Source organism: Enterobacter cloacae subsp. cloacae ATCC 13047, assembly GCF_000025565.1.
GTDB classification, from domain to species: domain Bacteria; phylum Pseudomonadota; class Gammaproteobacteria; order Enterobacterales; family Enterobacteriaceae; genus Enterobacter; species Enterobacter cloacae.
The window spans coordinates 4221872-4245338 of the sequence record NC_014121.1 but is presented as its reverse complement, the minus strand read 5'-3'; the positions used below and the strand labels follow the sequence as shown (position 1 = coordinate 4245338).

At 55.6% G+C, this 23467-nt stretch carries 21 protein-coding genes; 13 read left to right on the top strand and 8 right to left on the bottom strand.

Annotated elements, in window-relative coordinates:
• Positions 1-75: 75 nt before the first annotated feature.
• Positions 76-882 carry a tRNA cyclic N6-threonylcarbamoyladenosine(37) synthase TcdA gene (gene tcdA / locus ECL_RS20640; RefSeq protein WP_013098539.1) on the top strand — a complete coding sequence of 269 codons (807 nt, stop codon included), beginning with the start codon at positions 76-78 and terminating at the stop codon, positions 880-882.
• Here tcdA and csdE read toward each other — a convergent pair.
• Both csdE and csdA read right to left on the bottom strand, forming a co-directional pair.
• Positions 873-1319, bottom strand: coding sequence for a cysteine desulfurase sulfur acceptor subunit CsdE (gene csdE / locus ECL_RS20635; protein WP_023622033.1), 447 nt, complete (start codon positions 1317-1319; stop codon positions 873-875). The genes tcdA and csdE overlap by 10 nt on opposite strands.
• Positions 1319-2524: a cysteine desulfurase CsdA gene (gene csdA / locus ECL_RS20630; protein ID WP_013098537.1), complete on the bottom strand. Its 1206-nt coding sequence runs from the start codon at positions 2522-2524 to the stop codon at positions 1319-1321. Before csdA ends, csdE begins: the two co-directional genes overlap by 1 nt.
• A 192-nt stretch (positions 2525-2716) precedes the next feature.
• Between csdA and ECL_RS20625 the strand changes: the two genes are divergently transcribed.
• From ECL_RS20625 to rlmM, 4 genes are all read left to right on the top strand, one after another.
• Positions 2717-2944, top strand: coding sequence for a YgdI/YgdR family lipoprotein (locus ECL_RS20625; RefSeq protein ID WP_008499648.1), 228 nt, complete (start codon positions 2717-2719; stop codon positions 2942-2944).
• 348 nt (positions 2945-3292) lie between these two features.
• Positions 3293-4210 (top strand): glycine cleavage system transcriptional regulator GcvA, encoded by a 918-nt coding sequence (gcvA, locus tag ECL_RS20620; protein WP_023622031.1) that lies wholly within the window; start codon positions 3293-3295, stop codon positions 4208-4210.
• A gap of 39 nt (positions 4211-4249) precedes the next feature.
• Positions 4250-4645: a DUF423 domain-containing protein gene (locus ECL_RS20615; RefSeq protein ID WP_003862756.1), complete on the top strand. Its 396-nt coding sequence runs from the start codon at positions 4250-4252 to the stop codon at positions 4643-4645.
• A complete protein-coding gene (gene rlmM / locus ECL_RS20610) occupies positions 4638-5738 on the top strand; it encodes a 23S rRNA (cytidine(2498)-2'-O)-methyltransferase RlmM (RefSeq protein ID WP_013098534.1) in 1101 nt (366 codons plus the stop codon). Before ECL_RS20615 ends, rlmM begins: the two co-directional genes overlap by 8 nt.
• Before the next feature lie 42 nt (positions 5739-5780).
• Here the strand turns inward: rlmM and xni are convergent, their stop codons facing one another.
• From xni to queF, 5 genes are all read right to left on the bottom strand, one after another.
• Positions 5781-6536, bottom strand: a complete 756-nt coding sequence (gene xni, locus ECL_RS20605; protein WP_044157526.1) for a flap endonuclease Xni — start codon at positions 6534-6536, stop codon at positions 5781-5783.
• Between the two features lie 112 nt (positions 6537-6648).
• On the bottom strand, positions 6649-8016 hold the full coding sequence (locus ECL_RS20600; RefSeq protein WP_013098532.1) for an L-serine ammonia-lyase: 1368 nt from the start codon (positions 8014-8016) through the stop codon (positions 6649-6651).
• Positions 8017-8081: 65 nt separating this feature from the next.
• Positions 8082-9377 carry an HAAAP family serine/threonine permease gene (locus ECL_RS20595; RefSeq protein ID WP_013098531.1) on the bottom strand — a complete coding sequence of 432 codons (1296 nt, stop codon included), beginning with the start codon at positions 9375-9377 and terminating at the stop codon, positions 8082-8084.
• Between the two features lie 511 nt (positions 9378-9888).
• Positions 9889-11253, bottom strand: a complete 1365-nt coding sequence (gene ppnN, locus ECL_RS20590) for a nucleotide 5'-monophosphate nucleosidase PpnN (RefSeq protein ID WP_013098530.1) — start codon at positions 11251-11253, stop codon at positions 9889-9891.
• Between the two features lie 116 nt (positions 11254-11369).
• Positions 11370-12212: an NADPH-dependent 7-cyano-7-deazaguanine reductase QueF gene (gene queF / locus ECL_RS20585; protein ID WP_013098529.1), complete on the bottom strand. Its 843-nt coding sequence runs from the start codon at positions 12210-12212 to the stop codon at positions 11370-11372.
• Between the two features lie 68 nt (positions 12213-12280).
• On the opposite strand from queF, the gene syd reads away from it, so the two are divergent.
• From syd to ECL_RS20545, 8 genes are all read left to right on the top strand, one after another.
• Positions 12281-12826, top strand: coding sequence for a SecY-interacting protein (gene syd, locus ECL_RS20580; RefSeq protein ID WP_013098528.1), 546 nt, complete (start codon positions 12281-12283; stop codon positions 12824-12826).
• A 630-nt stretch (positions 12827-13456) separates the two neighbouring features.
• Positions 13457-13786 carry a YqcC family protein gene (locus ECL_RS20575; RefSeq protein ID WP_013098527.1) on the top strand — a complete coding sequence of 110 codons (330 nt, stop codon included), beginning with the start codon at positions 13457-13459 and terminating at the stop codon, positions 13784-13786.
• Positions 13783-14568 (top strand): tRNA pseudouridine(65) synthase TruC, encoded by a 786-nt coding sequence (truC, locus tag ECL_RS20570; RefSeq protein ID WP_013098526.1) that lies wholly within the window; start codon positions 13783-13785, stop codon positions 14566-14568. Before ECL_RS20575 ends, truC begins: the two co-directional genes overlap by 4 nt.
• Positions 14569-14583: 15 nt before the next feature.
• Positions 14584-15030: a flavodoxin gene (locus ECL_RS20565; protein ID WP_013098525.1), complete on the top strand. Its 447-nt coding sequence runs from the start codon at positions 14584-14586 to the stop codon at positions 15028-15030.
• Between the two features lie 334 nt (positions 15031-15364).
• Positions 15365-16720 carry a galactarate/glucarate/glycerate transporter GudP gene (gene gudP / locus ECL_RS20560; RefSeq protein ID WP_013098524.1) on the top strand — a complete coding sequence of 452 codons (1356 nt, stop codon included), beginning with the start codon at positions 15365-15367 and terminating at the stop codon, positions 16718-16720.
• Positions 16720-18060, top strand: coding sequence for an enolase C-terminal domain-like protein (locus ECL_RS20555; RefSeq protein ID WP_013098523.1), 1341 nt, complete (start codon positions 16720-16722; stop codon positions 18058-18060). The genes gudP and ECL_RS20555 overlap by 1 nt, the downstream gene beginning before the upstream one ends.
• A 15-nt stretch (positions 18061-18075) precedes the next feature.
• Entirely contained in the window at positions 18076-19413 is a 1338-nt protein-coding gene (gudD, locus tag ECL_RS20550) for a glucarate dehydratase (protein ID WP_013098522.1), read from the top strand.
• 77 nt (positions 19414-19490) lie between these two features.
• The gene (locus ECL_RS20545) at positions 19491-20630 is read left to right on the top strand and encodes a glycerate kinase (RefSeq protein WP_013098521.1); all 1140 of its coding nucleotides are present in this window, start codon (positions 19491-19493) and stop codon (positions 20628-20630) included.
• 70 nt (positions 20631-20700) lie between these two features.
• Here the strand turns inward: ECL_RS20545 and barA are convergent, their stop codons facing one another.
• On the bottom strand, positions 20701-23460 hold the full coding sequence (barA, locus tag ECL_RS20540; RefSeq protein ID WP_013098520.1) for a two-component sensor histidine kinase BarA: 2760 nt from the start codon (positions 23458-23460) through the stop codon (positions 20701-20703).
• Positions 23461-23467 lie beyond the last annotated feature (7 nt).

Sequence of the window (23467 nt, the reverse complement as noted above, 5' to 3'; positions counted from 1 at the left end):
TGTGGTATTCTGAGCGGAATACGGATTACTGTTCAGGGTGAGGAAAAACCTCACCCTTTTTACATCTGAGGTTTTATGTCTGTGGTAATCAGCGACGCCTGGCGCCAGCGTTTTGGCGGTACGGCACGTCTCTATGGTGAAAAAGCCCTGCAGCTGTTTGCGGATGCGCATGTCTGCGTCGTGGGCATTGGTGGTGTGGGCTCGTGGGCGGCAGAAGCGCTGGCGAGAACCGGTATTGGCGCAATCACGCTGATTGATATGGATGACGTGTGCGTCACCAATACCAATCGTCAAATCCATGCCCTGCGTGACAACGTCGGCCTGGCAAAATCTGAGGTCATGGCAGAGCGTATCCGCCTGATCAACCCGGAATGTCGGGTCACGGTGATTGATGATTTTGTGACGGCGGATAATGTCGCAGACTATATGAGTAAAGGCTACAGCTACGTGATTGACGCGATCGATAGCGTGCGTCCAAAAGCGGCGCTTATTGCGTACTGTCGTCGTTACAAGGTGCCACTGGTGACCACCGGTGGCGCAGGCGGACAAATCGATCCCACACAGATTCAGGTGGCCGATCTGGCCAAAACCATTCAGGATCCGCTGGCGGCCAAGCTGCGTGAACGTCTGAAAAGCGATTTTAACGTGGTGAAAAACAGCAAGGGCAAGCTGGGCGTCGACTGTGTTTTCTCGACCGAAGCGCTGGTGTATCCGCAGGCGGACGGCTCGGTGTGTGCAATGAAAAGCACGGCGGAAGGGCCAAAAAGGATGGATTGCGCCTCAGGATTTGGCGCGGCCACTATGGTGACCGCCTCTTTTGGCTTTGTGGCGGTGTCTCACGCACTGAAAAAGATGATAGCGAAGGCGGAACGTCAGGCCTGAGCCTGACGGGCGGCGTCCTGCACCGCTTCGCTAAGGGCGACCAGGCCCTGACCGCGTGAGGCGCTCAGCTGCGCGCGCAGCCCTAACTCATCGAACAGAGCCAGCGGCGAGTGCGCCAGTAGCGTCGCCGCGCTTTTCCCTTCGATGGCGGTTAACAGCACCGCCAGCAGACCGCGCACGATACGTCCTTCGCTGTCGCCAAAGAAATGCAGTTTCTCACCGGATACGCTGAACCCAAGCCAGACGCGGTTTTCACAGCCCGCGATCTCTTTTGCCTGCGCTTTGAGATCGTCAGAAAGGGCCGGAAGCTGCTTACCCAGCAGGATCAGTTGACGATATTTATCTTCCCATTGTGTGAGCGGCGCGAAGGTCTGTTTTAACGTTTCTTCGGTGATCACTGTGCCAAACGGATGTCCGGCTAAAGCTGAGCTAGTCATTAATCCACCAGGAGTTCAAGGGCGCGGTCAACCGCGGAAATCAGTGCGTCGACATCGCTTTGGGTATTGTAAGGCGCAAACGAGGCGCGCAGTGTACCACTCACGCCAAGCGCTGCCAGCAGCGGCTGGGCACAGTGCTGCCCGGCACGCAGCGCAATGCCATATCCTGCCAGCAGGGTCACCATGTCGCTATGGTGTACGCCCGCAAAATCAAAGGCTAACAGGCTTGAATCCTGCACGCGGAACGAACGGAAGCCAGGGCGTTTTTTAAGCTCCTCTTCAGCCAGCGTCGCCAGACCGCGGCTCCAGCTCTCCGCCTGGACAATGTCCGTTTCGGCGAGCCATTCGAGCGCGGCGCTCAGGCCAATGACGCCCGCCACGTTTGGCGTACCCGCTTCCAGCCGGTAAGGGACGTCCTGGGTTTTAAAGCCCTCGAAAGAGACTTCCGCGATCATCTTGCCGCCACCGAGCCACGGCGTCATTTTTGCCAGCAGCTCAGGCTTACCGTACAGCGCCCCGATACCGGTTGGTCCGTAGAGCTTATGCCCTGAGAAGGCATAAAAATCGATATCCAGTTTTTGCACATCGGCCGGGAAATGGACCACGCCCTGCGCGCCGTCAACCATCACTATGATGCCGTTGGCATGCGCGATGCGGATAGCCTGCGCCAAATCCGGGCAGCCACCGGTGACGTTCGACATCTGTCCAAGCGCCAGAATGCGGCTGCGCGGTGTAATCACCTCCGGTAACTGTGCTACGTCCGGCAGGTAATCTGTCCCCAGCGGGAGCTTCACCACCCGTGCCCCTGTTTGCTCTGCCACCATCAGCCATGGGACCAGGTTGGCGTGATGTTCCGCTTCACTGACGATGATCTCGTCTCCGGGCTGAAGCAGTGGGCGGGCATAACACTGGGCCACCATGTTTATGGCTTCGGTGGTACCCCGCGTCCAGACGATATTTTTCCCGCTTTCGGCATTGATCAGACGAGCAACCTGATCGCGTGCCGCTTCGTAGCGTGCGGTTAAGCGCTGGGCCTCGGCAAACTGGCTACGATGCACATTGCCTGCGCTCAGGCTGTAAAACTGCTGCGTTGCCTCAATAACCGCCTGCGGCTTTAAGGCTGTGGCAGCGCTATCGAGATAAATACCGGCATCGGCCAGCGCCGGAAACTGTGCGCGAAACTGCGCAGGGCTGAAAGCGTTCATGGAATTCCTCATTGCATTACTGAGATCGTCGCGCAATTTCAGCGGCAGGGCAAGGAGGTTGATATCTATCAGAATTGTCTGCTTATCCCAACGCCCCTGAAAAAGCAGGTTATGCTAAATAGTGTTAGGCGGATGTTTTAGCCTGTTATAAATCGAGGTTTGAATAGCATTAATTGCTAAAGGAGAAGAATCATGAATAAGACAGCTGCAATCATTTCTGCCTGTGCGTTTACTTTTGCCCTGAGCGCCTGTTCTGGTAACAACTACGTCATGCACACTAACGATGGTCGTTCCATTGTTTCGGAAGGGAAACCGACAACCGATAACGATACCGGGATGATTTCATACAAAGATGCTAACGGGAACAAGCAGCAGATCAACCGCACGGACGTGAAAGAGATGAAAGAGATCGAGCATTAACAGATCGCTAAGCAAAAAAAAGCACCGCAAATTGGCGGTGCTACATTAATCACTATGGACAGACAGGGTAAATGTACAGGAAGTGAAAAATTGGTAGCGTTGCTACCGTGGTCTGAATCGCAGACCAATTGCAAACACAACAACACAACATCACAACCGTAAGCCAAAAGCTCTTCAGAACACGCATTCCAAAAAAAGCTTCTCGTTCCGGCTCAGGAAGTGCCGCCACTATAGGTATTTGCTGGTAGTTCCTCAACGGACAAATTATAATGGCTCAGATAAAAAAACTAATAGGTTAAACGTTGTTTCCTGTTTGTTAAATCTCGTTAACATCTAAGCCAGATAACCATGTCCAAGCGATTGCCACCCCTAAATGCATTACGTGTTTTTGATGCAGCAGCACGTCATCTAAGCTTCACCCGCGCAGCAGATGAGCTTTTTGTGACACAGGCCGCAGTAAGTCACCAAATCAAGTCCCTGGAGGATTTTCTGGGCCTCAAGCTGTTTCGCCGACGCAACCGTTCGCTGTTGCTGACGGAAGAGGGGCAGAGCTATTTTCAGGATATTAAAGAGATTTTTTCCCAGCTCACGGAAGCCACGCGCAAGCTGCAGGCCAGGAGTGCAAAAGGCGCACTGACGGTCAGTTTATTGCCCAGTTTTGCCATTCAGTGGCTGGTGCCCAGACTCTCAAGCTTTAACTCAGCTTATCCGGGAATTGATGTCAGGATCCAGGCGGTGGATCGTCAGGAAGACAAACTGGCGGACGATGTGGACGTTGCCATTTTTTATGGGCGTGGTAACTGGCCGGGCTTGCGTGTCGAGAAATTATACGCAGAATATCTGCTGCCAGTCTGTTCACCGCTGCTTTTGACAGGCGATAAAGCGTTAAAAACGCCCGCCGATCTGGCACAACATACGCTGTTACACGATGCTTCTCGCCGCGACTGGCAAACTTATACCCGTCAATTAGGTCTTAATCATATAAACGTGCAGCAGGGCCCCATCTTTAGCCACAGTGCGATGGTGCTACAGGCTGCCATTCACGGACAGGGCATTGCGTTGGCGAACAACGTCATGGCGCAGTCCGAAATTGAGGCCGGCCGTCTGGTTTGCCCTTTTAATGATGTACTGGTCAGCAAGAATGCGTTTTATCTGGTTTGTCATGACAGTCAGGCAGAACTGGGTAAAATAGCCGCTTTCCGGCAGTGGATACTGGCGAAAGCGGCGAGCGAGCAAGAAAAATTCCGCTTCAGGTATGAACAATAACTTTTGTGTGCCGGGCACGCATTACTTTAGGACTGAAACATGACCAGCCGATTCATGCTGATTTTTGCCGCGGTGAGTGGCTTTATTTTTGTTGCACTGGGCGCGTTTGGCGCACATGTCTTAAGCAAGTCTTTGGGTGTGGTGGAGATGGGCTGGATCCAGACCGGCCTTGAATACCAGGCGTTCCATACGCTGGCTATTTTTGGGCTGGCGGTAGCGATGCAGCGCCGCATCAGCATCTGGTTTTACTGGAGCAGCGTTTTCCTGGCGCTGGGTACGGTGCTGTTCAGCGGCAGCCTTTACTGCCTTGCGCTCTCGCATTTGCGCCTGTGGGCGTTTGTTACACCTGTCGGCGGCGTCAGCTTCCTGGCAGGGTGGGTATTAATGTTTATCGGAGCTATCCGTCTGAAACGCAAGGGCGTTGTTCATGAATAAGGTTGTTTTATATTGTCGCCCGGGGTTTGAGAAAGAGTGCGCCGCGGAAATTACGGATAAAGCGGCGAAGCGAGAAGTCTTCGGTTTCGCGCGCGTTAAGGATAATGCGGGCTATGTGGTGTTCGAATGCTACCAGCCTGACGATGCGGATAAGCTGGCACGCGAGCTGCCGTTCAGTTCACTGATCTTTGCGCGCCAGATGTTTGTCGCGGGTGAGTTGCTGAAAGATCTCCCGCCAGAAGATCGCATCACCCCGATTGTGGGCATGCTGCAGGGCGTGGTCGAGAAGGGGGGCGATTTGCGCGTTGAAGTGGCCGACACCAACGAAAGCAAAGAGCTGATGAAGTTCTGCCGTAAGTTCACCGTACCGCTGCGCGCGGCGCTGCGTGATGCCGGCGTGCTGACAAACTACGAAACGCCAAAACGTCCGGTCGTGCATATCTTCTTTATTGCCCCGGGCTGCTGCTACGCCGGTTACTCTTATACCAACAACAACTCTCCGTTCTTTATGGGGATCCCACGCCTGAAGTTCCCGGCTGATGCGCCGAGCCGTTCAACCCTGAAGCTGGAAGAGGCGTTTCACGTCTTTATTCCGGCGGATGAGTGGGATGAGCGTCTGGCCAACGGCATGTACGCGGTCGATCTCGGTGCGTGTCCCGGTGGCTGGACCTATCAGCTGGTGAAACGCAACATGTGGGTGTCGTCTGTTGATAACGGCCCGATGGCGCAAAGCCTGATGGACACCGGGCAGGTCACCTGGCTGCGTGAAGACGGTTTCCGCTATCGTCCAACCCGCAATAACATCTCCTGGATGGTATGCGATATGGTGGAAAAACCAGCGAAAGTGGCGGCACTGATGGCCTCCTGGCTGGTGAACGGCTGGTGCCGTGAGACAATTTTTAACCTCAAGCTGCCAATGAAAAAGCGCTATGAGGAGGTCTCTCAGAACCTGGCCTATATTCAGCAGCAACTGGATGAACACGGCATTAACGTGGAGATCCAGGCGCGTCAGCTGTATCACGATCGCGAAGAGGTGACGGTGCATATTCGTCGCTGGTGGGCGGCCGTGGGCGGGCGTCGCGACGAGCGATAGGCCCCTCACCCTAACCCTCTCCTCAACGGGGAGAGGGGACGCTTAACGCTCTAATCTCAACTGCTGCAAATTCCCGTCCAGCTGTAAGTCCGTCTGTAACGTCGCCACATCCCGGCAGATAAAGGCCATTTCTTTATGGGCCTCCAGCTTCTTACGCCATTTTTCCGGAACTTCGTCGAGCCGGGCGTAGATCCCTTCCAGGTTCTGAAAATCCGTCAGCAACTGTGCGGCGCTTTTAGGCCCAATACCGGCAACGCCCGGCACCTTAGAGCTGCTGATCCCCGCCAGCCCCCAGTAGTCAGGAAGTTGCTCAGGCGAGACGCCAAATTCACTGGCAATAAACGGGGCGTCGAGCCAGCGTTTCTGGAAGTAATCACGAATGCGGATAGTGGGTGAGAGCAGCTGGCAGTAGCCTTTATCCGTCGACACAATGGTTGCCTGATGTCCGGCGCTGGCCACTTTGACCGCAAGCGTCGCCGCGAGATCGTCCGCTTCATTGCCCTGGGCGCCCCAGCAGGGCACGCCGCGCTTTTCGAATGCCGAGCGAATCATCGGCATTTCTGAATGCAAATCGTCCGGCATGGGGGCCCGTCCGGCTTTATAGTCTGGCAAACGCTGATGTCGCCAGCCGGAATTACGCGCCTCGTCATCAAATACGGCCACGACATGCGTCGGTTCGCTGTGGCGAATAAGTTGCTCCAGCGCGTGCAAACAGGTGTCCTTACAGGGCGTGCCTTGCACTGCATGGATCCGGCGAATCAGGTTGAGCGCGTCGACGATAAGCAAATGAACAGCCACAGATAATCTCCCTTCTGTCTCATGAAGGAAGGGTAACACTGTCAGCGGTATGAAACTATGTGCGGCGGGGAAAACAGGAAGAAGCCTCGCAAAACGAGGCTTCCTGAGAGGCTTAATCGCAGGTCACGATCTTCATTGCCAGACCACCGCGAGAGGTTTCACGGTATTTGGCGTTCATATCTTTACCGGTTTCGTACATGGTTTCGATAACCTTATCGAGGCAGACGCGTGGCTCGCTGGTGCGGCGCAGCGCCATACGTGCGGCGTTCACTGCCTTCACGGAGGCGATCGCGTTACGTTCGATACACGGCACCTGAACCTGTCCGGCAACCGGGTCACAGGTCAGCCCCAGGTTATGCTCCATGCCGATTTCGGCGGCAATGCAGACCTGCGCCGGGCTTGCGCCTAACAGCTCTGCCAGACCCGCAGCGGCCATGGAACAGGCCACGCCCACTTCACCCTGACAACCCACTTCCGCACCGGAAATGGAGGCGTTCATCTTATACAGAGAACCAATCGCACTGGCGACCAGCAGGTAGCGCGCCAGCGAGTTGGCGTTCACTTCACGGATAAACTTGTCGTAGTACGCCAGCACGGCCGGAACGATACCGCAGGCACCGTTGGTTGGCGCCGTGACCACGCGGCCCCCTGCGGCGTTCTCTTCGTTCACCGCCAGGGCGAACATGTTGATCCAGTCTACGACGGCCATTGGGTCGGTGGTCGTTTTGTCGGTGCTCACCAGCATACGGCGCAGCGCGGCCGCACGACGCGGTACGCGAAGCTTACCGGGCAGAACGCCTTCGGTGGTGATCCCGCGTTCAATCCCGCCGCGCATCACCTCCCAGACGTTAGCAAAGTGCTGTTCCAGCTCCGCTTTGCTGTGCAGGGCCAGCTCGTTTTTCATCATCAGACCGGAGAGGGAAAGCCCCGTCTCCTGACAGTGACGCTGGAGATCGGCCGCAGTTTTGTACGGATACGGCACGTCGACAGATGAGGTGCTGGTTTGACCAAAGTGGTCTTCGTCGATGATAAACCCGCCGCCGATGGAGTAATAGGTCTGGCTGTAAACCGCAGTGTCGCCGGCCAGCGCGGTAATGCGCATGCCGTTTTCGTGCAGCGACAGGTTGTCCGCATGGAAATTCATGCAATGGTCAACCGGGAATTCCACTTCGTGTTCGCCGTTTGCCAGCAGCAGGCGACCGTGGGTGTTTACGTCCTGGATGAAGCCAGGGATCGCATCAATATCAACGGTATCCGGCAGGTTTCCCGCCAGGCCCATGATAATGGCGATATCGGTATGGTGGCCTTTTCCGGTCAGGGAAAGCGAGCCGTACACATCGACAACCACGCGGGTGATGTCGTGCAAGATGCCGCGTGCAATCAAGTCATCCGTGAACTGCTTACCGGCTTTCATTGGTCCGACAGTGTGAGAGCTGGAAGGACCAATACCGATTTTGAAGATATCGAATACGCTAATCATGATGCGTCCATTGCTTTCAGTCAGAGAGGAAGGAGTGCGCCGTCCGGGGACGGCGCGGGTGATAATCAGAACATGGTGTACAGGGAGTAGAAGATCGCAGAGATAGCGATAAGCCCCATGATAACCACAAAGATGTTGCTCACATGACCGCTGTACTTACGCATAGCAGGGACTTTCTGAATTGCGTACATCGGCATCAGGAACAGAATCATCGCGATAACCGGACCGCCCAGGGTTTCAATCATGCCCAGAATGCTTGGGTTCAGCGTAGCAACGGCCCAGGTGGTAAGCAGCATGAACAGTGCAGTGATTTTGTTCAGCTTGCTGATTTCAATGCTCTTGCCTTTACCGCGCAGAGATTTGATCACCATACCGTTAAAACCTTCACGTGCGCCCAGGTAGTGGCCGAGGAAGGATTTGGTGATGGCGATAATGGCGATGATCGGTGCCATCCACGCAATAATCGGTGCGTTAAAGTGGTTCGCCAGGTAAGACAGAATGGAGATGTTCTGCTCTTTCGCTGCTGCCAGGTCCGCCGGGGAGAGGCTCAGTACGCAGCTGAAGACGAAGAACATTACGGTCAGCACCATCATGATGTGTGCACGTGCCAGGATGCTGGAGCACTTCTTCTCTGCGCCTGCGCCGTACTCTTCACGCTTCGCCACGGCGAAGGAAGAGATGATTGGGGAGTGGTTAAAGGAGAAGACCATTACCGGAATCGCCAGCCACAGGGTCATCATCAGGCCGTTACCGGTTGCAGATGCGCTGCTCAGGGAGAGGGTTTCCAGCGCAGCACCGTTCCACTGTGGGATCAGGTAGCAGGCCAGCACCATCAGTGCGGCAACAAACGGGAACACCAGAACGCTCATCGCTTTAACGATCATCTGCTCGCCGAAGCGCACGATGGTCATCATACCGACGATCAGGATCAGGGACAGAATGGCACGCGGTGGCGGCGTCATCTGCAGCTGGTGCGTCATGAAGCTTTCAACGGTGTTGGTGATCGCCACGCTGTAAACCAGCAGAATCGGGTAAATGGCGAAGAAGTAGAGCAGGGTAATCAGTTTCCCTGCGCCAACGCCGAAATGCTCTTCAACCACTTCAGTGATGTCTTCGCCCGGGTTTTTACCGGACAGCACGAAGCGGGTCAGACCGCGGTGTGCGAAGAAGGTCATCGGGAACGCGATGATGGCCATAATGATCAGCGGGATCAGACCGCCGACGCCTGCGTTGATAGGAAGGAACAGTACACCAGCGCCGATTGCTGTGCCGTAAAGGCCAAGCATCCACATGGTATCCGTTTTGCGCCAACCACTTCGGGATTCAATCGAAGCAACGGTGCTGGTTTGAGTGGTTTCCATCTGTATCTCCTGGAGGAAGCAAATTGTCAGGTTTGTAGTCAAATCCGATGAAAAAATGCCTGACGGTAATATGAAATTCGTTCAGTGACGGTTTTTTAATAATTTTCACCCGTAACTATTGGCGGGCGGAAAGATACATTCTACTTATGAATGTATCAGTGATCGCGATCCCAAATGCAATAATCCACTCATGATGTGGGTATATTTAGACCATTTCTCTGTTAAAAAAACATCAAAGAGAATTTACGGGCGCGAAGGCTACCATTAACAACATATGTCCGGAAAGAGCGGCCCCGAAGATAGGTGTCTTGCGCTGTAAAGATGGTGGGTTTTAGGATTTTCTGATGAGTAATTTGCTTTAAAGCTGATAATTTATGGTTTTAAAATTCAGGTAATCGTTTGCGTATGCACGCAGTTTATAAATTCTATAAGCAATGACTATGAATTGATGCGAAAAAAAGGCCGGGTAACGGCAGAACGCGCCCCGGCCCTCAGAAGAACGATTAATGTGTTATGTGCAGATTTCGTAGCAAGGAATATACGCCGAGCCCGGCAGCTTCATACGGTGTTGGGCGACAAAGCCCTGCAGCATGTCGTCCATGCGGCGCATCATCTCCGGGTCACCGTGGATCTTATACGGGCCAAACTGCTCAATGGCGCGGATCCCCACCTCTTTCACGTTACCCGCCACAATGCCCGAGAAGGCGCGTCGCAGGTCGGCGGCCAGCACTTCTACCGGCTGGTCAGGATAGAGTTTCAGGTTCGCCATATTCTCATGCGAAGGCTCGAACGGGATCTGCAGATCCGGCGCAATACGGATTGACCAGTTAAAGCTGTAGGCATCACCGGTATCACGACGGTTCTCTTTCACCAGCGGCATCGCTTTTTTCATCTGACGCGCCACTTCTGCCGCATCGTCAATGATAATGCGATAGTGACGACGCGCGGCTTCACCCAGCGTATGCACGATAAACTCGTCCAGCACGCGGAAGTAGTCGGCACTCTCTTTCGGCCCGGTCAGGATCAGCGGCAGAACCTGATCTTTGTTGGCCGGGTTCATCAGGATCCCCAGCAGATAGAGCAGCTCCTCTGCCGTACCCACGCCGCCCGGGAAGATGATGATGCCGTGAGCGATACGGACAAACGCTTCCAGGCGCTTTTCGATATCCGGCATGATAATCAGCTCGTTGACCAGCGGGTTAGGTGGCTCAGCGGCGATGATCGATGGCTCGGTCATGCCGATAAAGCGCCCCTCTTTATAACGCTGCTGGGCATGACCCACGGCGGCACCTTTCATTGGCGCTTCCATCGCGCCTGGGCCACAGCCGGTGCAGATATTCAGCTCACGCAGACCGAGCTGGGTACCCACCCGACGGGCGTACAGGTATTCGGTTTCGTTAATGGAGTGACCGCCCCAGCAGACGACCATATTAGGTGCTTCGCCAACGTGCAGGGCACGGGCGTTACGCAGAATAGAAAACACCAGGTTGGTGATATGAACCGAGCTTTCCAGGTCAAGATGCTGGAAGCGGCCCGCGTTGTGGATCTGCCCGTTAACAAACAGGATGTCACGCAGCACGGCAAACAGGTTGGCCTGCAGGGAACGAATAATCCGCCCGTCGACGAAGGCCTCTTCCGGCGGGTTGATCACTTCAAGTTTTACGCCGCGCTCGCGGCGCAGCACGTTGATATCAAAGCTTTCGAAGCGGGATAACAGTTCTTTACTGTTGTCTGTCAGGCTTCCGGAGTTCAGTACGGCAAGTGAACAGTTACGAAACAGTTGATAAAGATCGCTGCTGGCCGTGCGTTTAAGCATGTCCACTTCCAGCTGCGACAACATATCCATTGAGCCAAGCGGGCTAATATGTGTAATCAAGTGAGCTCCTTATGGGACGATTATCGTCATTCCCTGCTGATTACAATAGCCCTGCCGCGTGACGTTTCACAACCTAAAGCGCTGCATTACCCGCGCATATTGTGAAAATATTTATATTACTGACGCACGAGTCGGCCCGTCGCAGGCACAAAATCGGTATTGGTGCGCCACGGGTTAATATCCAGCCCGCCACGACGGGTGTAGCGCGCGTACACGCTCAGCGTTTCTGGCTGGCAGAAGCGCTGAATATCGCTGAAGATGCGCTCCACGCACTGCTCGTGGAATTCGTTGTGATGGCGGAACGACACCAGATAGCGCAGCAGCTTTTCCCGGTCAATTTTGGGGCCGCGATACTGGATTTGCACAGAACCCCAGTCCGGCTGGTGGGTGATCAGGCAGTTGGACTTCAGCAGATGGCTGACCAGCGTCTCTTCCACAATCTTCCCGCTTGCCGCATTTTCCAGGTACCCGGCGCTGAACTCGTAGTTATCCACCTCGATATCCTGATCGTCGATGCAGGTGCCGTTAAAATGGGCGACAGGTTGCCCTTCCAGTTCATTCAGGCGATACAGCGCAACGGTCACGTTGCCCTGGGCGCAGGCGCGTAAATCACGCTCCAGCGTGTGCTGAACCTCTTCCAGGCTGGTGAATTTGGTCTGATTAAAACTGTTGAGATACAGCTTGAAGCTTTTGGATTCCACCAGGTTAAGGCTGGCATGATCCAGCTCAACCTGGCCTACCGCCACCTGCGGCAGACCGCGAGCATTCAGCCAGGAGAGCTCATACAGCGTCCAGATATCACCGCCGACAAACGGCAGCGCGTCTGCACGCAGCCCTAAAGGATCGCGGTTAAGGCTGCGCGGAACGCCCTGCAGCAGGCTGGCATCGTAGGTGTCGCGGTAATCGGTCGATTTACCCAGCGTTAAGCCACTTAACGCCTGATGATTTTCGTAAGACATGTTTCATAGTCACTTTACAGGTACACTTAGGGCTGAGTTTATCCTGTCTTACCAGAAGAGAGAAATCGGTGGATATCGAAACTGCAAATGCCCTTAAGACCTTCACGACCCGTTACTGCGACGCATGGCATGACACCCGGGGCACCTGGCCGCAAAGTGCTGATCTCTATGGTGTGCCTTCGCCCTGCATTATCTCTTCGGTGGACGACTACGTTATCTGGCAGCCGCAGCCCTGGTCTGTCGAGGAGAATGTAAATGCGGTTGAACGGGCAATGGACATTGTGGTACAACCAGCGGTTCACGCGTTCTACACCACGCAGTTTGCAGGGGATATGCCTGCCCGCTTTGGTGAGGTAACGCTGACGCTGTTGCAGACCTGGAGCGAAGACGATCTGCAGCGTGTTCAGGAAAACCTGATTGGTCATCTGGTCACGCAAAAACGCCTTAAGCTTTCTCCGACACTCTTTATTGCCACGCTGGACAGTGAACTGGATGTTATTTCCGTCTGCAACCTGTCTGGTGAAGTGATCAAAGAGACAATCGGCACCCGCAATCGCGAGACCCTCGCCCCCTCACTTGCGGATTTCCTTACCCGACTTGAGCCGCTTCTGTAATCCATCATGCTACAGCGCGTGTGAGAGATCTCTTACACGGTTTGTGAGAGATCGCCGCAACGATCAGTATTACCTTACGTAATTAAGAAAAATATTATGATAATTATCAAGGAATTAATAAAATTCTGACGCAGCAAACCCGCTTTTCAGAGGCTGACAACGCTTACAGGGTGGGTTGTAAGACGAAGCGGAATAGCGGATTCTATCTCTGTCGACAGGACGCCGACACGAGAAACGAACATCAGGATGATGGCGCTTCTCACACAGGACACGTCAGGATGGCGCTGCAGGAAGGCTTCAGGATGAAGCAAAGGATCACGCAGGACGCGTAAGGGACACCTCCAGGAAGGAGAACGAGAGCCGCTCAGGATGATCGGTGGGTCAGGATGGCCAGGACGTTTCAGGATGAAACAGACACATCAGGACGATGTGTGCAGGATGCAAACAGTTTACGGATGAACAGGCCTTCGGGCTTCAGGAAAAGTTGTCACGGAAGAGCAGGGAGCATAAATTGTAGCTGGAATGCTGCGAAACGAACCGGGAGCACTGTTTTTACAGTGCTCCCTTTTTTTATTTCTGCTGCCTGCAATGCTATGCTGCGCGCCGTTCATTTTTTCAGTTGAGGTTACTATGACGCAACACGATAGCGTTCGTGCCCGGTTGCACGCCATTGAAGCTCTTTTGCGCCAACATCAGCTGTGGCAGGAGACCGCGCCGCAGCCAGAGGCGTTCGCAAGTACCCAGCCGTTCTGCCTGGATACGCTGGCACCGTTTGAGTGGCTCCAGTGGGTGTTAATTCCCCGTATGCATGCGCTGCTGGAGGGTGGTCATCCGCTGCCGCAGGCGTTTGCGGTCTCGCCTTACTATGAAATGGCGCTGGAGGCCACCCACCCGGCGCGTGCTGTCATGCTGGCTGAGCTGGAAAAGCTGGATGCGCTGTTTGCTGGTGATGACGCATGACGCTTGAGATCCTCTATCAGGATGAGTGGCTGGTGGCAGTGAACAAACCGTCGGGATGGCTGGTGCACCGCAGTTGGCTGGATCGTGACGAGAAGGTGGTTGTGATGCAGACCGTGCGCGACCAGATTGGTCAGCATGTGTTTACCGCCCATCGCCTGGACAGACCCACCTCCGGTGTATTGCTAATGGGACTGTCCAGCGAAGCGGGTCGTCTGCTGGCGCAGCAGTTTGAGCAGCATCAGATCCAGAAACGCTACCACGCGATCGTGCGTGGCTGGCTGACAGAAGCCGCGACGCTTGACTATCCTCTGGTGGAAGAGCTGGACAAAATCGCCGATAAATTTGCCCGTGATGACAAAGGTCCGCAACCTGCGGTAACCGAGTATCGCGGTATGGCGACGACTGAAATGCCGGTGGCAACCAGCAAATTTCCCACCACTCGCTACAGCCTGGTTGAGCTTTTGCCCAAAACCGGGCGTAAACACCAGCTCCGCCGACACCTGAAGCATTTGCGACATCCGATTATCGGTGACAGCAAGCATGGCGATCTGCGCCAGAACCGCAGTGCGGCTGAACATTTTGGTTGCGATCGTCTGATGCTGCACGCAAGCGAACTGAGCCTGACGCATCCGTTTACCGGCAAACCTCTGACGATCCATGCGGGGCTGGATGATGTCTGGATGCAGGCGCTGTCACAGTTTGGCTGGCTGGGGCAACTCCCCAAAAATGAAAGGGTTGAGTTTGTACCGGGCAACGTTCAGGATGAACGGCAAGCGCAATAATTTAGGGAACATATCATGGCTGAAGTAGGCATTTTTGTCGGCACAATGTACGGCAACTCGCTGCTGGTTGCGGAAGAGGCGGAAGCGATACTCACAAGCCAGGGTCATAAAGCCACGGTTTATGAAGACCCGGAACTAGCAGACTGGGAAAAGTATAAAGATAAATACATTCTGGTGGTCACCTCCACCACCGGGCAGGGCGATCTGCCGGACAGCATCGTGCCGCTTTTCCAGGGCATTAAAGATATTGGCTACCAGCCGGACGTTCACTACGGCATCATCGCCCTGGGCGACAGCTCTTACGCCAATTTCTGCGGCGGCGGCAAGCAGTTCGACGCACTCCTGCAGGAACAGAGCGCCCAGCGCGTGGGCGACATGCTGCTGATTGACGCCGGTGAACACCCGGAACCCGAAAGCGAATCAAACCCGTGGGTTGAGAACTGGGCCACACTGCTTAAATAACATCCTGCCCGGCGGCGCTTCGCTTGCGCGGGCCTGCGGGTTATCCAGGCCGGGTCAGGCGTTGCCGCCACCCGGCGATAACTTCCGCACCAAACGCCAATTCCGTGAACCATCTTCCATTCTTTTAGGCTTTTGCCACAAACAACCTTTCTCATGCCCCTTAATGTTGTGTTTTTGCACGGTGAGAGAACGTGTCACTCCTTCATATACTTTCCCGGTCACAATAAAACGGCTTCAGGCCGTACCAAAACGACAAACACAAATCTCATTCTGATTACCCTACCGGTGCTGTACAGAGTGAACCAGGCGAAAGCTATGTTTCAGGAGTGCAACAATGAGTACATTAAGCCACGCGGCGAGCAGTGCGGAGAAGCGCACTAACGCTCGCTACTGGATAGTGGTGATGCTGTTTATCGTCACGTCCTTTAACTATGGTGACCGCGCCACGCTGTCGATTGCCGGCTCTGAAATGGCAAAAGACATTGGGCTTGATCCGGTTGGCATGGGGTATGTTTTCTCCGCATTTTCATGGGCCTATGTTATTGGACAGATCCCGGGTGGCTGGCTGCTCGATCGTTTTGGATCCAAGCGAGTCTACTTCTGGTCCATCTTTATCTGGTCGATGTTTACCTTGTTGCAGGGCTTCGTCGATATCTTCAGCGGCTTCGGTATTATCGTCGCGCTCTTTACTCTCCGCTTCCTGGTGGGGTTAGCAGAAGCGCCATCCTTCCCGGGTAATAGCCGCATCGTGGCCGCCTGGTTCCCGGCGCAGGAGAGGGGAACGGCGGTGGCGATTTTTAACTCTGCCCAGTATTTCGCGACGGTGATCTTTGCGCCAATCATGGGCTGGCTGACGCATGAAGTGGGCTGGTCACACGTCTTCTTCTTCATGGGCGGATTGGGGATCGTCATCAGCTTTATCTGGCTGAAAGTGATCCACGAGCCGAACCAACATCCGGGCGTGAACAAGAAAGAGCTGGAGTACATTGCGGAAGGCGGGGCGCTGATCAACATGGATCAGAAAAGCCAAAAAGCAAAAGTCCCGTTGAGCCAGAAATGGGCGCAGATCAAGCAGCTTGTCGGTTCGCGCATGATGATTGGCATCTACCTGGGGCAGTATTGCATTAACGCCTTAACCTACTTCTTTATCACCTGGTTCCCGGTCTATCTGGTGCAGGCACGCGGTATGTCGATTCTGAAAGCAGGCTTTGTCGCCTCCGTACCGGCTATCTGTGGCTTTGTGGGGGGCGTACTGGGTGGGGTGATTTCCGACTGGCTGATGCGTCGTACCGGTTCGCTGAACATCGCCCGTAAAACGCCAATTGTGCTCGGCATGTTGCTTTCAATGACCATGGTGTTCTGTAACTACGTCAGCGCGGAGTGGATGATCATCGGCTTTATGGCGATGGCTTTCTTCGGGAAAGGGATTGGTGCGCTGGGCTGGGCAGTGATGGCGGATACCGCGCCAAAAGAGATCAGCGGCCTGAGCGGCGGTCTGTTTAACATGTTCGGCAACATCTCCGGGATTGTCACCCCGATTGCCATTGGCTACATCGTCGGGACCACGGGCTCATTCAACGGTGCGCTGATTTATGTGGGTGTGCACGCCCTGGTGGCGGTCCTGAGCTATCTGGTGCTGGTGGGTGATATCAAACGCATTGAACTCAAACCTGTAGCGGAGCGTGGCTGATGACAACACAATCGAGCCCGGTTATTACCGACATGAAGGTCATCCCGGTGGCCGGCCAGGACAGCATGCTGCTTAATATTGGCGGCGCGCATAACGCCTGGTTTACCCGCAATATCGTGGTGCTGACCGACAGCGCAGGGAACACCGGCGTTGGGGAAGCGCCGGGCGGTGAGGTAATTTTCCAGACGCTGTCAGACGCCATTCCGCAGGTGGTCGGCCAGGAGGTCGCCCGTCTGAATAAAGTGGTCCAGCGTGTTCACAAAGGCAACCAGTCGGCGGACTTTGACACCTTCGGCAAAGGCGCATGGACGTTTGAGCTGCGCGTCAATGCCGTCGCCGCGCTGGAGGCCGCCCTGCTCGATTTGCTCGGTAAGGCGCTGAACGTTCCAGTCTGTGAACTGCTGGGGCCGGGCAAACAGCGTGACGCGGTGACGGTACTCGGCTACCTGTTTTATGTTGGCGATCGGCAAAAAACCGATCTGCCTTATCTGGCGCACTCGCCGGGCCACCATGAGTGGTATCACCTGCGTCACCAGGAGGCGCTCTCCAGTGACGCGGTGGTTCGGCTGGCCGAGGCGGCACAGGACCGCTACGGTTTTAAAGACTTCAAACTCAAAGGCGGGGTATTACCCGGCGAGCAGGAGATTGAAACCGCGCGTGCGCTCAAGAAACGTTTTCCGGATGCCCGCATTACCGTTGACCCTAACGGAGCCTGGCTGCTGGATGAGGCTATCGCCCTGTGCAAAGGGCTGGGCGATGTCCTGACCTACGCGGAAGATCCGGTTGGGGCTGAACAAGGCTTCTCGGGTCGCGAGGTGATGGCGGAATTCCGACGTGCCACCGGGCTACCGGTCGCTACGAACATGATCGCCACCAACTGGCGTGAAATGGGCCATGCGGTCATGCTGAATGCGGTCGATATTCCGCTGGCGGACCCGCACTTCTGGACGCTTTCAGGCGCCGTGCGTGTGGCGCAGCTGTGTGATGACTGGGGGCTCACCTGGGGTTGTCACTCCAATAACCATTTCGATATTTCGCTGGCGATGTTTACCCACGTTGGCGCGGCGGCACCGGGTCACCCAACCGCTATCGACACACACTGGATTTGGCAGGAGGGTGAGGCCCGCCTGACGAAAAATCCGCTGGAAATTAAAAACGGCACCATCGCGGTACCGGATGCGCCGGGATTGGGCGTGGAGCTTGACTGGGATCAGGTCCACAAGGCGCATGAAGCGTATAAAAAACTGCCGGGCGGCGCGCGTAATGACGTCGGGCCGATGCAGTACCTGATCCCTGGCTGGACATTTGACCGTAAGCGCCCTGTTTTTGGACGTCACTGATAAAAGGATTGCACCATGAGCACTTTTACCACCCCTGTTGTTACTTCCATGCAGATCATTCCGGTTGCCGGCCATGACAGCATGCTGATGAACCTGAGCGGCGCACATGCGCCGTTTTTCACCCGCAATATTGTCATTATTAAAGATAACGCCGGGCATACCGGCGTGGGGGAAATCCCGGGCGGTGAGAAGATCCGCAAAACGCTTGAAGACGCCATCCCGCTGGTGGTGGGAAAAACGCTGGGCGAATATAAAAACGTCTTAAATACCGTGCGGAATACCTTTGCCGATCGCGATGCGGGTGGCCGTGGGCTGCAAACGTTTGATCTGCGCACCACCATCCACGTGGTGACCGGTATCGAAGCCGCCATGCTGGATCTGTTAGGTCAACACCTGGGGGTTAACGTTGCTTCCCTGCTGGGTGAGGGGCAGCAACGCAGTGAAGTGGAGATGCTGGGCTATCTGTTCTTTGTTGGCGACCGCAACCTGACGCCGTTGCCATACCAGAGCCAGCCGGACGAGCGATGTGACTGGTACCGACTCCGCCACGATGAAGCGATGACGCCGGATGCGGTGGTGCGCCTGGCGGAGGCCGCGTACGAAAAATATGGTTTTAATGATTTCAAACTGAAGGGCGGCGTGCTGGCCGGGGAACAAGAGGCCGAAGCTATCTCAGCCCTGGCTAAACGATTCCCGCAGGCGCGCGTCACGCTGGATCCGAACGGGGCCTGGTCGCTTGATGAAGCGATCGCCATCGGCAAGCAGCTGAAAGGCGTGCTGGCCTACGCGGAGGATCCGTGCGGGGCAGAACAAGGTTTCTCTGGCCGTGAAGTGATGGCGGAGTTCCGCCGCGCCACCGGTTTACCTACCGCGACCAACATGATCGCCACCGACTGGCGTCAGATGGGGCACACTTTGTCCCTGCAGTCTGTCGATATTCCGCTGGCTGACCCGCATTTCTGGACGATGCAGGGCTCGGTACGCGTGGCGCAGATGTGCCATGAGTTCGGTCTGACCTGGGGCTCGCACTCCAATAACCACTTTGATATCTCGCTGGCGATGTTCACCCACGTGGCCGCTGCCGCGCCGGGCACGATCACCGCGATCGACACCCACTGGATCTGGCAGGAAGGCAATCAGCGCCTGACGAAAGCGCCGTTTGAAATCAAAGGGGGGATGGTGCAGGTCCCGTCCACACCGGGTCTGGGCGTGGAGCTGGATATGGATCAGGTGATGAAAGCCCACGAGCTGTATCAGAAACATGGGCTGGGTGCGCGCGATGACGCGATGGCGATGCAGTATCTGATCCCAGAGTGGACATTCGACAATAAACGTCCGTGCATGGTACGATAAACGCATTGGGACCGCTCCCATGGGCGGTTCTTTACGTGGTGTATGCTTAACGTAACGACTATACGTAAGGATGGCTTATGAAAATTGTTATCGCACCGGACTCGTATAAGGAAAGTTTGAGTGCGCTTGAGGTTGCGACAGCGATAGAGCAGGGGTTTCGCGAGATCTTTCCTGAGGCGGTTTACGTCAAACTGCCGGTCGCGGACGGCGGTGAAGGCACCGTCGAAGCGATGATCGCGGCAACGCAGGGACGCATTGTGCATGTTCCGGTGACCGGCCCCCTGGGCCATCGCGTGGAAGGGTTTTACGGGATATCCGGCGACGAGAAGAGCGCCTTTATCGAAATGGCGGCGGCCAGTGGTCTTGAGCTGGTTGCACCTTCGCAGCGCGATCCTCTGAAAACGACCTCCTGGGGCACGGGTGAACTTATCCGTCACGCGCTGGATGCGGGCGTTAAGCATATCATCATCGGCATCGGTGGCAGCGCCACTAATGATGGCGGTGCAGGAATGGTGCAGGCGCTGGGGGCCAGGCTGCTGGACGACCGTGAACAGCCGCTGGGGCAGGGCGGAGGCGAGCTGGGCAAACTTGCCCGTATCGACCTGAGCGGGCTGGACAAGCGTCTGGCCGAGTGCCGCATAGAAGTGGCCTGCGATGTGACGAATCCGCTTACCGGTAAGCTGGGCGCATCAGCGGTTTTTGGCCCGCAAAAGGGGGCCACACCCGAGATGATCATCACTCTGGACAACGCGCTTGCGCACTATGCGCGGGTCATTGCCCGGGATCTTGATATGGATGTGCTCAACCTGGCGGGCGGCGGCGCGGCAGGTGGAATGGGGGCAGCGCTGTACGCCTTCTGCGGTGCGCAGCTGCGCCAGGGCATTGAGATCGTCACCGATGCGCTACATCTGGCTGACCAGATTGCCGATGCGGATTTGGTGATAACGGGTGAAGGTCGCATCGACAGCCAGACGATCCACGGCAAAGTGCCGGTTGGGGTGGCGAAGGTAGCCAAACGCTTCAACAAGCCGGTTATCGGGATTGCAGGCAGTCTGACGGCGGACGTTGGCGTCGTGCACGATCACGGCATCGATGCGGTGTTTAGCGTGATTTACACCATCTGCTCGCTGGAAGATGCGCTGGAAAATGCCAGCGAGAACGTCAGGATGGCCGCAAGAAATATCGCGGCGGTACTGAAACTCGGGCAGGGGATGTAGTTCTCCCTTACCCAGTGGGAGAGGGGTGAGGGTGTAGGCCCGGTAAGCGTCGCGCCACCGGGCATTTACCTCAGTTTCCTAACACCTTCATCGCTTCCCGCGTCACGTTATCCATCTCATCCAGCAGCTCAAGGAACTCCGGTTCCAGTTCAGATTCTGGTGTCCCTGCGCGTAGCTGCTGCTCCAGCAGCTGGCAGAGGTTTTTCAGGCGGGGCACGCCGCTGTAACCACAGCTACCGTGCAGCTTGTGGATAGCCTGCAACAGCTCCTCCGGGTTTTCGCCCACCAGCTGTTCTTCTACCTTATTGCGAATTTCCGGCAGAAACGCGACCAGCATCTGTAGCATCTCGCGGGCTAAATCGGGTTTCCCCGCCGCCTGGCGTAACGCAAGCTGCCAGTCAAAGGTGGCGTTCTGATTCACGCTAATCTCAACTGGTTCTGCTGATAAGGTATACGTACCGCCGATATGCCCCGGCTTATAGCGCAGCAGCAGGTTATGCAGTTTCTCTTCGTCGATAGGCTTCGCCAGATAATCGTTCATTCCGGCGCCGAGCAGCTTCTCTTTCTGTCCGGCCATCGCATGTGCGGTCACGGCAATGACCGGCGTTTGCTGTTGATGAGGTAGCTGGCGGATGAGCTCGCAGGCGCGAATGCCATCCATACCCGGCATTTGAATATCCATCAGAATCAAATCGAACTGCATCTGTTTGGCCAGTTCAACCGCCTCAGCACCGCTGGTGCAGAGCTCGACATGCTGAACCTGATCCTCAAGCAGCACGCCAATCAGCTTCAGGTTTGCTGGATTATCATCCACCGCCATCACGCTCATCGGCAGCCTCTGCTCGTCATTAATCAGTGCCACGGCATGCTCATTCAGGCGGCAGTAGGCCGTCAGAGCAGGCAACAAGCGTGTGGCGGTGAGCGGTTTAAGCAGACAGGCGGCCGCCCCGTCGTTTTTCAACTCTTCGGCATTGATTTGCGCATGGCACGGCAGCGCCAGCAGCAGGTAGTCGGTCATCGACGCGGCTTTCGCCAGCCGTTCCTGCTGCATGGTGAGCTCCCCGGTAAAGGTGACCGGGATCCCCATCAGCAGGATGTCGTAATGCTCAACGGTAAGCGCAGAGAAGGTCGGGCTGTAGACCACCTCCAGCGGCGTGGTGCTTAAGATGTCCAGCGTGCACTGGGCCGCGGCGGCGTTCGGCTCCACGTAAGCGAGGCGCTTGCCTTTCAGGCAATCCGTCACCGGGCCGTCCGTCAGCACGTTCGGGTTGAGATCCAGGTTGATATGGAACCAGAACGTCGACCCCCGGTTTGGCTGGCTGTGGAAAGAGATATCGCCACCCATCTCTTTAACCAGTTTTTGCGTGATAACCAGCCCCAGGCCCGTACCACCGTGACGCCGTGAAATACTCGCATCCGCCTGACGAAACGCCTGGAACAGACGGGATTGATCCCGTTCGGGAATGCCAATGCCGGTATCGCGGATCTGAACTTCAATCTGTACTTTGTTATTACTAATGGCACGTTTTTCCACCAGAATGTCGATGTTGCCGCTTTCGGTAAATTTGATGGCATTACCGACAAGATTGGTAATGACCTGCTGCAGGCGCAGCGGATCGCCGATGACGTTATCCGGCACGTCGTTTTTAATGTTCAGCGTCAGCTCAAGCCCTTTGTCGTGCGACGAATGCGCCAGCAGCGTAACCACCTCATCAAGCGTACTGCGCAGCGGGAACGGAATGCTCTCCAGAATCAGCTTGCCCGCTTCCAGCTTGGAGAAGTCCAGCACGTCATTGATGATTGCCAGCAGATTGTTGGCCGAACGTTCAATGGTGTGCAGGTGATCGCGCTGGGTGGGGTTGAGCTCGCTCTTCAGGGTCAGGCGGGTAAAGCCAATCACGCCATTGAGCGGCGTACGCAGCTCGTGTGACATATTGGCAAGGAACTCCGATTTAATGCGGGCAGCCTCCTGGGCACGCTTTTTCGCCAGATCCAGCTCGACGTTCTGGATCTCCATCTGCTCCAGCGTTTCGCGCAGATCCGAAGTGGCCTGATCCACGTTATGCTGCATCTCTTCGTGATAGGCCGCCAGCGACATCGCCATCGAGTTGATGCCGTTTTTCAGCATGTCCAGTTCGCCCAGCATAAACCCTTCCACGCGGCTATCGAGCTGGCCACGGCGAATGCGGTCAACGGTGTTGACCATATTGCGGATGGGCCCGGTCACATCGCGCATCAGTCGCCAGCCGAAGATAAGCGCAATGCCGATACAGAACAGCATCATCACGCCGGAGATAAAAATCTCTTTGTACTGCTGCAGTCGCACCGACTTGAGGTCCAGCTCCAGCGCCACATATCCGAGCATATTGCTGCTGGACTTGGCGTCGGATTGCGCGGACTCATCCGGCGAATAACTTTCCGAAATAATTGGCGTGCGCAGGATCATAATATCGCCCCGTCGCATCACCGTGAGATGGCGCGGGAACGGCGAACCGTCAGGAATTTTTAACGCTGCCGGATCAAGATGAAAATTAGAGGTGACGAACAGCCGGTTATGCTCGTCATAGACGGAGATCGCACGCACAATATCCGAGTGGCGGCGATGCAACACACTGATTAACTGACCAATCGATTCGCGGTTTTGCAGGTTCATCCCGTATTCGCTGGACACGGCCAGGGGTTCGATGATGCTGGCTCCGGCATCTTCCAGCTGTCGCTGCAGGTCGTTATAGCGGTGCACAACGAAGAAGATGCTCAGCAGCAAACCGATGAGAACGGTGGGGGCGAGGATCAAAATCATCATGCGCGCGCGCAGGCTGTAGTTGGTCATGGCGTTC